We start from the raw sequence: 14542 nt of genomic DNA, 5'->3' as shown, positions 1-14542 counted from the left end.
GCCGGCGTTTCACCTCATGCCGGCCATGCCGGCGTTTCACCTCATGCCGGCCATGCCGGCGTTTCACCTCATGCCGGCCATGCCGGCGTTTCACCCCATGCCGGCTGCGCCGGCGTTTCACCCCATGCCGGCTGCGCCGGCGCTTCAGACATCGACAATTTTCCCCGGGTTCAAGCGCGTGTCCGGGTCCAGCGCCCGTTTGACACGCCGCATCAGGTCGAGTTCGGCCGGCGGCTTCGTCTCGGCGGCGGCCTGCCGTTTCGATTGGCCGAGCCCGTGTTCGGCGGCGATCGACCCGCCCAGGGCCAGCGCGACCTCGCGGATCGCTTCAGTCAGCCGCGGCGTGACGGCGGAGAAACCCGCCACGTCCATGCCCTTGGGTGCCACGACGTTGAAATGGATGTTGCCGTCGCCGATATGGCCGAACGGCACCGGCACCGCGCCGGGCAGGATCGCTTCCACCGCTTCGCCGGCGCGGCGGACGAATTCGGGCGATGCGCCGAGCGGTACGGAGGTGTCGCTTTTCAGCGCCCGTGGATTGGCGGCCTGCGCCTCGGCCAGACCCTCGCGCAGCGCCCATAGTTCGCGCCGCTGCGCCTCCGACTGGGTGATGATCGCGTCGAGCGCCAGCGCGCGCTCGAAGGCGCCGGCCAGCGCCGTTTCCATGAGCTCCGTGAGATCGAGATTGGCGATGACGGTTTCGAGTTCGATCAGCACCATCCAGGAATGCGCGCCGCCGAACGGATCGCGCCCGGCGCCGGAGCGCGCCAGATGCAGGTCGATGCCGGCCTTCGGCATCAGTTCGAAGGCGCTGATCAGCTCGCCGGCCTGGCCGCGCATATGCACGAACAGATCGAGTGCCGCCTGCGGATCGGCGACGGCGGCAAGTGCTGTGCCGCGCGCCAGCGGCTTGGGACGCAGCGCAAGCGCCGCCGCCGTGACGACGCCCAACGTGCCTTCCGCGCCGATGAAAAGCTGCTTCAAATCGTAGCCGGCATTGTCCTTGCGCAGGGTCCGCAGCCCGTCCCAGACCGTGCCGTCGGCAAGCACGACCTCCAGGCCCAGAACATGGGCGCGGGTCATGCCGTAGCGCAGGACGTTGTTGCCACCGGCATTGGTGGCGATCATGCCGCCGATCTGGCTCGTGCCTTCGCCGCCATGGCTGACGGGGAACAGACGGCCGGCGGCATCGGCCGCCTGGCGGATTTCCGCCAGCGTGCAGCCGGCCTCGGCGATCAGCGCGTCGTTGACCGTGTCGACCGACCGGATGCGGCGCATGCGTTCCAGAGAGAGAATGATGTGCGGCCGCGCGCCCGTCGGCACCGCGCCGCCGCAAAATCCGGTGCGGCCGCCGGCCGGCGTGACGGCGAACCCATGCGCGGCGGCCAGGCGCAGCGTTTCGGCGACCGCGCCGGTGTCGCGCGGCCGCGCGACACACAGGGCCTCGCCCCGGTACAGGCCGAGCAGGTCGCCCAGATAGGGCGCCATGTCGTGCGGTGCGGTCAGAACGCCGCCCCGGCCCAGCCGGGCCGTCAGTGCCTCGATGGAGGATGCGGCGGCCATTCAGCTGCCGCGACAGGTCGACAGGGCGTCGAGGACGGCGTCCGTGTCGTCGCGCCTGCCGAGCGTGATGCGGATGGCCGGAACGTTGCCGGGCATGTGGAACGCGGTGGTGAGAATGCCCATCGCCGCCAGCCGCCCGGCCAGGTCCCCGTCGCTGGCGGGCACGGCGAAGGCGACGAAATTGGCCGCCGACGGCAGCGGATCGAGGCCGGCGGCGGCCAGGCCGTCGCTCAGCCGCCGGCGCTCGGCGGCGATGCTTCCCACCGTCTCGCGCATGTGGTCGAGCGAGGCGAGCGCGGCGACGCCGGCGGCCATCGCCAGCGCGTTGACGCTGAAATTGGGCCTGAGCCCGCGCACCCGCATGGCCAGTTCGCGGTCGCTGGCGATCGAATAGCCGAGCCTGAGGCCGGCCAGCCCGAACGCCTTGGAGAAGGAGCGCGAGGTCATCCACGGCCCCTTGCGCTTTTCGAGCAGCGGCAGCGCCTCGGCGCCGCCGGCCTGGCGGCCGAATTCGTAATAGGCCTCGTCGAAATGCAGCAGCATGGTTTCGGGCACGCCGGCCACCAGCCGCTCGATTTCGGCTGCCGACAGCAGGCCGCCGGTCGGATTGTTCGGCGAGGGGACGCAGACCATGCGGCAGCCGGGCGTGATGGCGGCGAGCAGCGCGTCGACATCCGGCCGCCCGTCGGCCCTGACCGGCACGCCGTGCACCTTGATGCCGAAGAAACCGGCGACCTTGAGGTAGGTCGGAAAGCTGGGGTCCGGCACGACCATCTCGGCGCCGTGCGCCTGGGTGATCAGCGGCAGGAGATGCAGCAGCTCGTTCGAGCCGCTGGTGACGACGATGCGCTCGGCCGCAGCACCCGCATAGGCCGACAGCGCGTCGAGCAGGACATCGCTGTCGGGCTTGGGATAGCGGTTGGCCTGCGCGGCCGCCGCGGCGATGGCAGTCACCACGCCCGGCGACGGCGGATAGGGGCTTTCATTGAGATGCAGCCGGCGGATGGCCGGCGCCATCGCGGCGTCAGCGGTGGGACCAGTCATTGGGATCGTCCGAATTGTTGGGGGAGAGGCCGAGAATGTCGCCGTCGGTGTTGACGCCGAGGCCGAGCACGGTGCGGTTGGCATAGGCGAAATAGGCGGCCACCTGGTTGATCTCGAGGATCTGCCCGTCGTCGAAGCCGGCGGCGCGCATGGCGGCGATGTCGGCTTCGGTGACCGACGCCGCCGCGCGGGTCAGCTTGCCGGCATAGGCGAGCGCCGCCTGTTCGCGGGCGTCGAAAGCGTCGGCATAGCGTTCGGCTTCGATCGCCGCGCGCAGCGCATTGGCGCGCCCGGCATCGCCCAGAAGCCGGGTCATGCCGGAAAAATGATGCTCGACGCAGTAGCTGCAGCGGTTGAGATGGCTGACCAGCACGCCGATGGCTTCGAGGAACCATTTCGGCACCGTGTTGGCCGAATGGTGCAGGGCGTATTTGTACAGCGCCATGTGGCCGTCCATCGTGTGCGGCCGCAGGCTGTGCGCCATCATGATGTTGTCGACATTGTCGTCGGGGCCCTTGACCCGGTCGTAGAGCTGCTTCAGCCGGCCGGAGGCGTCGTCATAGGCGATGGTGTTGATCCAGGTCACGCGAAAATCTCCAGAAAATCGGATGCTCAACCAAGCAGCAGGCTGTCGTCGCTCAGTTCCTCGCCCTGCGTCTTCTTGAACAGGTGCAGGAGGTCTTCGACGCTCATGCCGGCGCGCTCCTTGCCCGAGGCGTCGAAGATGATCTTGCCGCGGTGGAACATGACGGTGCGCTCGCCGGTCGACAGCGCCTGGGCCATCGAATGGGTGACCATGACGGCGGTCAGCTTCAGCCGGTCGACGATGGTGCGGGTGGTCTCCAGGACGAAATCGGCGGTCTTGGGATCGAGCGCCGCGGTGTGCTCGTCAAGGAGCAGCACGCTCGACGGGCCGGTGGTAGCCATCAGCAGGCTGACCGCCTGGCGCTGGCCGCCGGAAAGCAGGCCGACCTTGTCGTCGAGGCGGTTCTCCAGCCCGAGGCCGAGCACCTTGACCCGCTCGGCGGTCTTCTCGCGCATGTCCTTCTCGATGGCGAGGCGGAAGCCGCGCGGCGCGGTCCGGCCATGCGCCAGGGCGAAATTCTCCATGATGGTCAGGTCCTCGCAGGTGCCCATCTTGGGATCCTGGAAGACGCGCGAGATGATGCGCGCGCGCCGGTGCACCGGCCAGTTGGTGATGTCCTGTCCGTCGAGCCGCACCGTGCCGCTCTCGACCGGCGCAAGCCCGGCCAGAACGTTGAGCGAGGTCGACTTGCCGGCGCCGTTGGAGCCGATGACGGTCAGGAACTGGCCCTCGGGCACGATCAGGTCGATGCCGCGCAGCGCCTTGGTCTCGAGCGGCGTCCCCTTGTTGAAGGTGACGTGTACGTCCTTGAGTTCGATCATTTCTTGTCGGCCCCCTTGAAGAAGCGTTTGAAGCCGGAGCCGGAATACTGGGCGATCAGCGCCAGGGCGACGAGCGCGGCGGTGACGAGCTGGACGTCGGAGGCGCGCAGGCCGAGGAAATCGGCGTTCAGCGCCAGCGCCACGGCGAAGCGGTAGAGCACCGCGCCGACGATGCAGGCGAGCGTCGCCTGCAGGATGGTGCGCGAGGGCAGGAGGCTGGTGCCGACGATGACCGAGGCCAGGCCGACGATGATGACGCCGATGCCCATATAGGCGTCGGCGGCGCCGAAGATCTGCGCGAACAGCGCCCCGGCAAGCGCCGTCATGGCGTTGGCGAGGCCGACGCCGTAGAGCTTCATGCGCCCGACATTGATGCCGTTGGCCTCGGCCATGGCCGGATTGGCGCCGGCCGCCCGCATGGCGATGCCATGGCCGGTGTGCAGGAAGACGTTGACCAGCGCCAGCACGATCAGCGTCACCGCGCCGAGGAAGATCGGGCTGATGATGTAGGTGGCGACGCCGAAGCCGCCAAACGCGTCGAACACCGTATCGACGCCGAGCAGCGGCTTGTTCGGCCCGCTCATGATGCGCAGATTGATCGAGTAGAGCGAGATGGCGAGCAGGATGCCGGCCAGGATATGCAATATCCTGAAGCGTACATTCAGATAGGCGGTCGACCAGCCGGCGGCGAAGCCGGCGACCGCGCCGGCGCCCGTCGCCAGCCACGGGTTCCAGCCCAGCGTGACGATCAGCGCCGCGCAGACGGCCGCGCCGAGCGGAAAGCTGCCTTCGACGGTCAGGTCGGGGAAATCGAGGATGCGGAAGGTGAGGTAGGCACCGAGGGCGACGAGGCCGAAGACGAAGCCGGTCTCGAGGGTGCCGAGAAGTTCATAAAGGGACATTGACGCTCTGCTCGCTGATGGAAGCGGCGCACCGGCCGGCAGGAGGCGGGCCGGTGCGGCGGCCTTATTCGATGATTTCGGTGGCCCGGGCGAGAACCGCTTCGGGGAGCTCGACGCCCATCGCCGCGGCGGACTTCTTGTTGACCGCCACCTTGAAGTCGGTCAGCACCTGGTAGGCGATGACGGCGTCGATGTCGCCGGGCTTCTCGCCGTTCAGGATTCGCGCCACCATGTGGCCGGTGATGCGACCGAGCTCCACATAATCGAGGCCGACGGAGGCGACCACGCCGCGCGCCACCGCGCCCGTCTCGCCGGCGAAGATCGGCAGGTCGACGTCCTCGCCGATCTTGATGATGGATTCGAGCGCGGCGACGACGGTCGTGTCGTTCGGCACATAGACCGCATCAACCTTGCCGATCAGCTTCTTGGTGGCGAGCGCCACCTCATTGGTCGTCGGAGCGGCGGACTCGACCACGCCGATGCCGCGCGGCTCGGCGTGCTTCTTCAATTCTTCAAGGGCGGCCAGCGCGTTGTCGAGGCCCGGATTGTAGACGACGCCGATGGTTTTCAGGTCCGGCACCAGCTCCTGCATCAGGTCGAGCTGCTGCTTGATGGGAGCTGCGTCCGAGACGCCGGTGACGTTGCCGCCGGACTTCTCATAATGTGGGATCAGCTTGGCCTTCAGCGGGTCGGTGACCGTGGTGAAGACGACGGGGATCGTGTCGGTCGAGGCGATGATGGCCTGGGCCGTCGGCGTGGTGATCGGGACGATCACGTCCGGATTGTCGCCGACGAACTTCTTGGCGATCTGCTGCTGGGTCGGCATGTTGCCGTTGGCGTTCTGGTAGTCGATCTCGAGGTTCTTGCCTTCGACGAAACCCTTGTCGGCAAGCCCCTTGATGATGCCGTCCTTGGTTTCCACCAGGGCCGGCACCTCGACGATGGTCGAAATCGCCACCCTCTTCATGTCCTGGGCTAAGGCGCTGCCGGACAGAATGCCCGTCGCCAGCAGTGCCAGGGCGGTGCGAGAAATCAATGTCATTGCTGTTCCCTCTTGTGTCTTTCGCGGCCTCCCACGTCCGGCCTTTCTCCCCAGATGGGAAAACGAACTTGACGAAGGCGGCCGCAGGTCGGATAGTTGATCCTATATTGTAGGACTTCTATTTCACATTATGAGAGCATCAACGTGGGAATTGTCAAGAGCGAGCAAGAGCACAACATTCGCGGGGTCGGATTGCTGCACAAGGCGTTCCAGATCCTCGAGCTGTTTTCCCCCGAGCAGCCGGGATGGACCCAGGTGGAGATCGGCCGCGCCGCCGATCTGCCGCGCTCGACGGTCAGCCGGCTGGTGCGCTATCTGTGCGTGCGCGGCTATCTGAGCTTTCACGAGCGCAGCGGCCGCTACACGCTCGGCTTCAGCGCCATCGAGCTTGGCCGCCGCGCCCAGTCGCAGCTCGACCTGGCGGCCTTCGCCGAGGACATTCTCGAGGAACTGGCGCGCAAGACGCGCGAGACGGTGATGCTGACCGGCTTCAACCCGGCGGCGCTGCACGTCGTCTGCCTGGCGCAGATCCCCAGCCAGCACGGCGTGCTGCGCGTCTACGAGACCGTCGGCGCCACATTCCCGCTCTATGCCGGCGCCTCGACCAAGCCGGTGCTGGCGCATCTGCCGGAAAACATCACCGAGCACGTGCTGGCATCACCGATGCCGCCGATCAACCCCGAATGGGTGCCCAGGCCCGAATTGCTGCGCGCCGACCTCGAACAGACCCGTGTTCGCGGCTTCGCTGTCTCCTTCGAGGAGACTTATCCCGGCGTTGCTGGCGTCGGCGCGGCGATTCTCGGTCCCGACGGGCGGCCGCTCGGCAGCCTGGCCGTTGCGGCCCCGCTGCAGCGCATGTCCAGGGAGAGCATCGAGGAGCTCGGCCACGCGGTGTCGGATGCGGCCCGCACCTTGAGCGCCCGCCTCGGCGGCGACGCCGTGAAACAGGAAACAGGAGCGCAACGGTGACGGCTGAGGCAAGGAAATGGATTTCGACGCAACCGGGGCTCGAGAAGCTGTCGCTCGAGCGCTTTGTGCCGGCGGAGCCGGGACCTGGTGAACTGTGCGTCGCGGTGGGGGCTGCCGCGCTGAACTTTTCCGACCTGTTGATGATCGACGACAAATACCAGGTGAAGCCGCCGCGTCCCTTCACGCCCGGCCAGGAGGTGGCGGGCGTGGTGCGCGCCGCCGGTCCCGGCACGCGTCATAAGCCGGGCGACCGCGTCACCGGAAAGGTCGATTGGGGAGGGTTCGCCAGTCACGCCATCATGCGCGACACGATGGCCATCCCGATGCCACAGAACATTTCCTTTGCCGAAAGCGCAGCCCTGCCGGTGGTCTACACCACGGCCTATGTGGCGTTGACGGAGAGCACGAACACGAGGGCCGGCGAAACGGTCCTCGTTCATGCGGCTGCCGGCGGAGTGGGGCTCGCCGCCGTGCAGATCGCAACGGCCCGCGGCGCGCGCGTGATCGCCGCCGCGGGCAGTGCTGCAAAGCGCGCCCTGGCGATGGGGAACGGAGCGTTCGAGACCATCGACCCGGCCGAAGCGGGCTGGTCCAGGCGCTGCAAGGCACTGACCGAAGGGCGCGGCGTCGACGTGGTGGTCGACCCGGTCGGCGGCGACGCGACGCTGGAAAGCCTGCGCGCGCTGGCCATTGGCGGGCGGCTTCTCATCGTCGGTTTCGCATCGGGCGAGATCGCCCAGATCCCCGCCAACCGCCTGCTGCTCAAACGGGCCTTGGCGATCGGCGTCTACTGGAACCACGAGACCGACACCGAGATGCTGGCACGCGTCACGAGCCGCATGGGCGACGATCTGGCAAGCGGCGCCATTCGCCCCGTGGTCGACCGCCGCGAAGGGCTCGAATCCCTGCCGCAGGCGCTCGCCGACCTGGCCGCCCGCCGCACCAGCGGCAAAGTCGTCATAAACATTCAGGACATGTGATAAGAGTATGGAAAACAAGGGGAAAAACCTTCTTGAAGGCGTCCGCATCCTGGATCTGACCCGCGTCATGTCGGGGCCGTTCTGCACGGCGATGCTGGCCGATCTGGGCGCTGAGGTGATCAAGATCGAGATGCCGGGATTCGGCGAGGAAGGGCGGCATTTCGCGCCGTTCAAGGACGATCTGAGCACCTATTTCATGCTGCTCAACCGCGGCAAGAAAAGCGTCGCGCTGAACTTGAAGGACGCCGACGGCGTCAAGCTGGCGCGCGAGCTGGCCGCCACCTGCGACGTGGTGGTGGAGAACTTTCGCCCCGGCGTCGCCGCCCGGCTCGGCCTCGACCACGAGACGCTGCGCGGCGACAATCCCAAGCTGGTCTATGCCTCGATTTCCGGCTTCGGCCAGGAGGGGCCGCTCGCCAACTGGCCGGCCTTCGACCTGGTGATCCAGGCGATGAGCGGCCTGATGAGCATCACCGGCGAGCGCGACGGGCGCGCCATGGCGGTCGGCGAGAGCTTTGCCGACGTGGCGACGGGCATGTTTGCCTCGTGGGGCATCCTGGCCGCCCTGTTCGACCGCGAGCGGACGGGCGAGGGCCGCTATCTGGACGTGGCCATGCTCGATTCGGTGTTTTCCATGCTGCTGACCGGTTTGAGCCGCCAGCTCTACACCGGCGCCGATGCGCGGCGTGTCGGCAACCGGCACCCCGAAACCTATCCCGTCGACAGTTTTAGCGCCGCCGATGGCGATTTCGTCCTGGTCGGCTTTTCCGACAGCGCCTTCCGCGCCATCGTCTCGGCCATCGGCCGGCCCGAACTGGCCGATGATCCGCGCTTTTCCGACAACAAGGCGCGCAACGCCCATGAAGGGGAATTGCGCGCGGCGATCGCCGAATGGGCGGCAGGGCGCCCGCGTGCACAAGCCGTCGAGGCCCTGCAGAAGGCCGGCGTGCCGAGCGGGCCGGTCTGGTCGCTGGGCGATGTGGTGGCAAGCCCGCATGCGCAAGCGCGCGGCCTGGTGAGCACTGGCCAGAACGCCGTTCTGGGCGACATTCCGCTGGTGCGGCAGCCGGTGCATTTCCACGGCGCGCCCGCGCCCGAGGCGCAGCGCGCGCCGCTGATCGGTGAAGACACCGACACCGTCCTGACCACTCTGCTCGGCCTGGATGCCGGGCGCATCGCAGATCTGCGCAACAAGAAAGCCATCGCATGACCCGCCACGACAACATCCGCATCATCAAGAGCCCGACCGGCCCCGAGCTGACCGCCAAATCCTGGGCGACCGAAGCGCCGATGCGGCTTTTGATGAACAATCTCGATCCCGACGTCGCCGAGCGGCCGGGCGAACTCGTCGTCTATGGCGGCATCGGCCGGGCGGCGCGCAACTGGGCGTCGTTCGACCGCATCGTCGAGGTGCTGAAGGAGCTGCGCGACGACCAGACGCTGCTGGTGCAGTCGGGCAAGCCGGTCGGCGTGTTCCCGACCCACAAGGGCGCGCCGCGCGTCATCATCGCCAATGGCAATCTGGTGCCGAAATGGGCCAATTGGGAGCATTTCAACGAACTCGACCGCAAGGGGCTGATGATGTACGGCCAGATGACGGCCGGCTCGTGGCTCTATATCGGCTCGCAGGGCATCGTCCAGGGCACCTACGAGACGTTCGGCGAGATCGGCCGCACGCATTTTGGCGGCTCGCTGGCCGGCCGCTGGTTCCTGACGGCGGGGCTGGGCGGCATGGGCGGCGCGCAGCCGCTCGCCGCCACCATGGCCGGCGCCTCGATCATCGCCGTCGAATGCCAGCCCTCGCGCATCGAGTTCCGCCAGCGCACCGGCTATCTGGACAAGGCGGCGGCGACGCTGGACGAGGCGCTGGCGCTGGTCGAGGAGGCGAAGCGGACCGGGGTGCCGGTGTCGGTCGGCCTGCTCGGCAACGCGGCGGAAGTGTTTGCCGAAATCGCCGCGCGCGGCATCGTCCCAGACATGGTGACCGACCAGACCTCGGCGCACGACCCGGTCAACGGCTACCTGCCGATGGGCTGGACGCTGGCCGAGTGGGAAGATCGCCGCGAGCGTGATCCGCAGGCCGTGTCCGAGGCGGCCAAGGAGAGCATGGCGGCCGAGGTGCGCGCCATTCTCGCCTTCAAGGCCAAGGGTTCGGTGGTGCTCGACTACGGCAACAACATCCGCGCCATGGCCAAGGAAAAGGGCGTCGAGGACGCCTTCTCCTATCCGGGCTTCGTCGAGGCCTATGTGCGGCCGCTGTTCTGCCGCGGCAAGGGGCCGTTCCGCTGGGTGGCGCTTTCGGGCGATCCGGACGACATCTACAAGACCGACGCCAAGATCCGCGAACTTCTGCCCGACGACGCGTTCCTGCACAACTGGATCGACAAGGCGCAGAAAAACATCAAGTTCCAGGGGCTTCCGGCGCGAATCTGCTGGATAGGATTGGGTGACCGGCACCGCGTCGGCCTGGCCTTCAACGAAATGGTGGCGCGGGGCGAACTGTCGGCGCCGCTGGTGATCGGCCGCGACCATATGGATTCCGGCTCGGTCGCCAGCCCCAACCGCGAGACGGAGGGCATGCTCGACGGATCCGACGCCGTTTCCGACTGGCCGATCCTCAACGCGCTGTTGAATTCGGCCTGCGGCGCCGACTGGGTGTCGTTCCACCATGGCGGCGGCGTTGGCATGGGCTATTCGCAGCATTCCGGCATCGCGCTTGTGGCCGACGGCACGGCGGAGGCCGCCGAGCGCATCGGCCGCGTCCTGTGGAACGATCCGGCGACCGGCGTCATGCGCCATGCGGACGCCGGCTATGACATCGCCATCGACTGCGCGCGCGAGAACGGGCTGTGGCTGCCGATGCAGGAAGGCTAGCCGCTATTTGCTTTCCCGGCATCCTTCGCTAATCATGCGGTGACGCATGGGAGAGTGCCGGGGGAGGATGCTGGAGGCAATGGCGACCGGACAGGCAGCGTTACGACGGCCGCGCGACAGTGCGGCCAACCCTGGGTTCGGCCCCGAGTTCGGCCCGTGGCTGGCGCAGGCGTCGATCCTGGTGATCGACGACGAGCCGGGCATGCGCAACTTCCTGATGCGCACGCTCGGGCCGCGCTGCAAGCGGCTCGACGAGGCCGCCGATACGGAAGAGGCCTCGAAGAAGCTCGACAAGAACCACTATGACGTGGTCATCCTCGACAACATCATGCCGGGCAAGAACGGCGTCGACTGGCTGGCCGAGCAACGCGCCATCGGCTTCTTCTCCAACGCCATATTGATGACCGCCTATGCCGACCTCGAAACGGCGATCCAGGCGCTGCGTGCCGGCGCGGTCGATTTCGTCCTAAAACCGTTCCGCTCCAACCAGCTCCTGAACGCGGTGGCGCGCTGCCTCGACCAGATGCGCCTGCAGCGCGAGAACACCGTGCTGCGCTACGAGCTGAAATCGACCTCCGATCACGTGCTTTTGCGCGACAAGCTGATCGGTGGCTCGAAGGCGATCAACGATGTGCGCGAGGCGCTCGCCCGTGTCGCGCCGCTGCCGACATCGGTGCTTTTGACCGGCCGCTCGGGCACGGGCAAGGAAGTGGCGGCGCGCTCGCTGCATGCGCTGTCGGAGCGCGCCGACAAGCCATTCGTGCCGGTCAATTGCGCGGCGATCCCGCCGGACATGATCGAGACGGAGCTGTTCGGCCACCTGAAGGGCGCCTTCACCGGGGCGGAATCGGCCCGCGAGGGTTTGTTCATGCACGCGCAGAACGGCACGCTGTTTCTCGACGAGATCGGCGAACTGCCGCTTGCCACGCAAAGCAAATTGCTGCGCGTTCTGGAGGACCGGCGCATCCGCCCTGTCGGCTCCGAGCGCGAGATTCCCGTCGATCTGCGCTTCGTCTTCGCCACCAATGCCGAACTGGAAAAGCAGGTGGAGGCGGGGCGCTTCCGCGCCGATCTTTTTTTCCGCATCAACGTGATGCAGATTCATTTGCCGCCGCTGAAGGACCGCGGCGGCGACGTGCAGGAACTGGCCGACCTGTTCATGCGCAAGCTGTCGCAGCAACTCGGCATGCCACAGGTGGAAATCGGCGCCGCAGCGCGCGCGGCACTCGCCGCCTATGACTGGCCCGGCAATGTGCGCGAATTGCGCAATCTGGTCGAGCGCTCGCTGATTCTCGGCCGCTTCCCCGACGATTTCGGCGGCGGACCGGCGGTACCAGCCGGCACGCGCGGGCAAAGCCTGGCCGACGTGGAGCGGCGGCACATATTGTCGGTCCTGCAGGGCGCCGGCGGCGACCGCGACGCGGCGGCGCGCAAGCTCGGCATCTCGCGCAAGACCATCGACCGCAAATGCGCCGCCTGGAATGCCTGACGACGCGGCGAAACCCGTCGCCAGGAGGCGGGAGGGCTCCGTCCGCTTCCGGCTGCTGGCCATCGCATTGCTGCCGACGCTGGTCATCCTGCCGCTGCTTCTCGGCGTGGCGGTCTACCGCTGGAACGCCAAGTTCGATGCGGCGCTGATCTCCAAGGTCAATGGCGACCTGACCATTGCCCATCAGTATTTCGCCCGCATCCTGGAAAACACCGGCGAGCATCTGACGGCGCTCGGCCAGTCGGTGCGCTTCCGCGACACGGTCGACAGCGCGCCGGGCGCGCTGCCGGCGCTGCTGGAGGAAAACCGCAAGCGGCTCGCTCTCGATTTTCTCTATCTGGCGCGCGCCGATGGCGGTCCGCTCGCCACAGCACCCGCCTTTTCAAGCACGCCGCGCGGCGACTGGCCGATCATTGCCAAGGCGATGCAGGGGGAGGCGTCGACCGGCGTCGACATCTTTTCGGGCGGCGAGCTGGCGGCGATCGCGCCGGCGCTGCTGGAGCGGGCGGAACTGGAGCTGGTGCCCACGCCCAACGCCGTGCCGACCGACCGCGACGCCGAGACGCGCGGCATGGTGGTGCATTCGGCAAGCCCGGTCAGGCTCGCCGACGGCCGCATGGGCGCGCTGGTGGGCGGCATCCTGCTCAACCGCAACCTGGTCTTCATCGACACGATCAACGACCTCGTCTATCGCGAGGCGAGCCTGCCGGAGGGCAGCCAGGGCACGGCGACGCTGTTTCTCGACGATGTGCGCATCAGCACCAATGTGCGCCTGTTCGAGGGGCGCCGGGCGCTCGGCACCCGCGTCTCGGCCGCCGTCCGCTCGGCGGTGCTGGACGAGGGACGGGTCTGGCTCGACAGCGCTTTCGTCGTCAACGACTGGTATATCTCCGCCTACGAGCCGATCACCGACAGTTTCGGCAGGCGCGTCGGCATGCTCTATGTCGGCTTTCTCGAAACGCCGTTCACCCAGGCCAAATACACGACGCTGATCACCATCGCGCTGGCCTTCCTGGCGATCACCGCGCTCAGCGTGCCGATCTTCCTGCGCTGGGCGCGCTCGATCTTCAAGCCGCTGGAGCGCATGGCCGGCACGATCGCCGATGTCGAGGGCGGCGATCTGGGCGCGCGCACGGGGATTTCCGGCGTCGACGACGAGATCGGCCGCGTGGCGCAGCATCTCGATCACCTCCTGGAGCAATTGCAGGAGCGCGACCGGCAATTGCGCGCCTGGAACGAGGAACTGAACGCCCGCGTCGAGGAGCGCACGCGCGAACTGCGGCTCGCCAACCGGCAGCTGGAGGCGACGACGAAGCAGCTCATCATGTCGGAGAAGCTGGCCGCCATCGGCGAGATCACGGCCGGCGTGGCGCATGAAATCAACAATCCGATCGCCGTGATGCAGGGCAATCTGGAAGTGGTGCGCCAGGTGATGGGGGAGCGCGCCGACGAGGCGAAGACCGAGTTTCGCCTGCTCGACGAACAGATTCACCGCATCGGCCAGATCGTCACGAAACTCCTGCAATTCGCCAAGCCGGAGGAATATGCCGGCTTCGTCGAGCGCCACGCGCCGGCCGATGTGATCGCCGATTCGCTGCCGCTGGTGCAGCATCTCCTGAACAAGGCCGAGATTCGTGTCGAGCGCGACGACCGGGCCTCGCGGCTGGTGCTGATGAACCGCACGGAATTGCAGCAGGTGCTGGTCAATCTGATCGTCAACGCCATCCACGCCATGCCCGACGGCGGAACGCTGAGGCTGGCCACCGCCGACCGCGACATGGACGGCGAGGCGGGGCTCGTCATCGAGGTGACCGACACCGGCATCGGCATGAGCGCGGAACTGCTGCGAAAAGTGTTCGACCCGTTCTTCACCACCAAGCGGCAGGACGGCACCGGCCTCGGCCTGTCGATCAGCCAGACGCTGGTCAGCCGCCAGGGCGGAAAGATCGCCGCCGCCAGCGAGCCCGGCAAGGGCACTGTCTTCACGATCTGGCTGCCCGAGGCCACCTGACACCGGACATTCTGTCCGCCAGCCACGGACAAAATGTCCATCTTTCGTCTCCTTCGAACGACAAGTAACTGAAATCGCTCGCAGTGCGATCTGGCATGCGTGTTGCTTCGTGCAAGGCGCGAATGCGGGAGGATTTGGCCGGCACAGGGCGCATCCGGCGATGCCGGTGCGCGGCGGCGTGGAGGACGCTGCCATAGTCGGGCGCGAACGATCCCGGACCGCATAACCAGCTGGACGGCCGCCATGGGGATTTTTCCGGCG

The 14542-nt window shown here is 67.3% G+C and carries 12 protein-coding genes; 6 read left to right on the top strand and 6 right to left on the bottom strand.

Features of this window, described 5'->3' with window-relative positions:
• Window positions 1-144: 144 nt before the first annotated feature.
• The 6 genes from AB843_RS08510 to AB843_RS08485 form a co-directional block, all read right to left on the bottom strand.
• The gene (locus tag AB843_RS08510) at window positions 145-1563 is read right to left on the bottom strand and encodes an FAD-binding oxidoreductase (RefSeq protein ID WP_053086111.1); all 1419 of its coding nucleotides are present in this window, start codon (window positions 1561-1563) and stop codon (window positions 145-147) included.
• The gene (locus tag AB843_RS08505) at window positions 1564-2607 is read right to left on the bottom strand and encodes a pyridoxal phosphate-dependent aminotransferase (protein WP_157384463.1); all 1044 of its coding nucleotides are present in this window, start codon (window positions 2605-2607) and stop codon (window positions 1564-1566) included.
• A complete protein-coding gene (locus AB843_RS08500) occupies window positions 2588-3193 on the bottom strand; it encodes a carboxymuconolactone decarboxylase family protein (protein ID WP_048646356.1) in 606 nt (201 codons plus the stop codon). The genes AB843_RS08505 and AB843_RS08500 overlap by 20 nt, the downstream gene beginning before the upstream one ends.
• A gap of 26 nt (window positions 3194-3219) precedes the next feature.
• On the bottom strand, window positions 3220-4014 hold the full coding sequence (locus tag AB843_RS08495; protein WP_048646355.1) for an ABC transporter ATP-binding protein: 795 nt from the start codon (window positions 4012-4014) through the stop codon (window positions 3220-3222).
• On the bottom strand, window positions 4011-4916 hold the full coding sequence (locus AB843_RS08490; protein WP_048646354.1) for an ABC transporter permease: 906 nt from the start codon (window positions 4914-4916) through the stop codon (window positions 4011-4013). The genes AB843_RS08495 and AB843_RS08490 overlap by 4 nt, the downstream gene beginning before the upstream one ends.
• A 64-nt stretch (window positions 4917-4980) precedes the next feature.
• Window positions 4981-5958 carry an ABC transporter substrate-binding protein gene (locus AB843_RS08485; protein ID WP_048646353.1) on the bottom strand — a complete coding sequence of 326 codons (978 nt, stop codon included), beginning with the start codon at window positions 5956-5958 and terminating at the stop codon, window positions 4981-4983.
• A gap of 144 nt (window positions 5959-6102) precedes the next feature.
• Here AB843_RS08485 and AB843_RS08480 point away from each other — a divergent pair, with 144 nt between their 5' ends.
• The 6 genes from AB843_RS08480 (at window position 6103) to AB843_RS08455 (ending at window position 14281) form a co-directional block, all read left to right on the top strand.
• A complete protein-coding gene (locus AB843_RS08480) occupies window positions 6103-6927 on the top strand; it encodes an IclR family transcriptional regulator (RefSeq protein WP_048646352.1) in 825 nt (274 codons plus the stop codon).
• A complete protein-coding gene (locus AB843_RS08475) occupies window positions 6924-7907 on the top strand; it encodes an NADPH:quinone oxidoreductase family protein (RefSeq protein WP_048646351.1) in 984 nt (327 codons plus the stop codon). The genes AB843_RS08480 and AB843_RS08475 overlap by 4 nt, the downstream gene beginning before the upstream one ends.
• Before the next feature lie 7 nt (window positions 7908-7914).
• On the top strand, window positions 7915-9117 hold the full coding sequence (locus AB843_RS08470; RefSeq protein WP_048646350.1) for a CaiB/BaiF CoA transferase family protein: 1203 nt from the start codon (window positions 7915-7917) through the stop codon (window positions 9115-9117).
• Complete coding sequence (gene hutU / locus AB843_RS08465; protein WP_048646349.1) at window positions 9114-10781, top strand: urocanate hydratase; 1668 nt, start codon at window positions 9114-9116, stop codon at window positions 10779-10781. The genes AB843_RS08470 and hutU overlap by 4 nt, the downstream gene beginning before the upstream one ends.
• Before the next feature lie 79 nt (window positions 10782-10860).
• Window positions 10861-12270 carry a sigma-54-dependent transcriptional regulator gene (locus tag AB843_RS08460; protein ID WP_048646433.1) on the top strand — a complete coding sequence of 470 codons (1410 nt, stop codon included), beginning with the start codon at window positions 10861-10863 and terminating at the stop codon, window positions 12268-12270.
• Complete coding sequence (locus tag AB843_RS08455) at window positions 12263-14281, top strand: sensor histidine kinase (RefSeq protein WP_048646348.1); 2019 nt, start codon at window positions 12263-12265, stop codon at window positions 14279-14281. Before AB843_RS08460 ends, AB843_RS08455 begins: the two co-directional genes overlap by 8 nt.
• Window positions 14282-14542: the final 261 nt, after the last annotated feature.

The organism is Nitratireductor soli, from assembly GCF_001050155.1.
GTDB classification, from domain to species: domain Bacteria; phylum Pseudomonadota; class Alphaproteobacteria; order Rhizobiales; family Rhizobiaceae; genus Nitratireductor; species Nitratireductor soli.
The sequence above is the reverse complement of the archived record's forward strand: the minus strand, read 5'-3'. Positions and strand labels throughout refer to the sequence as shown.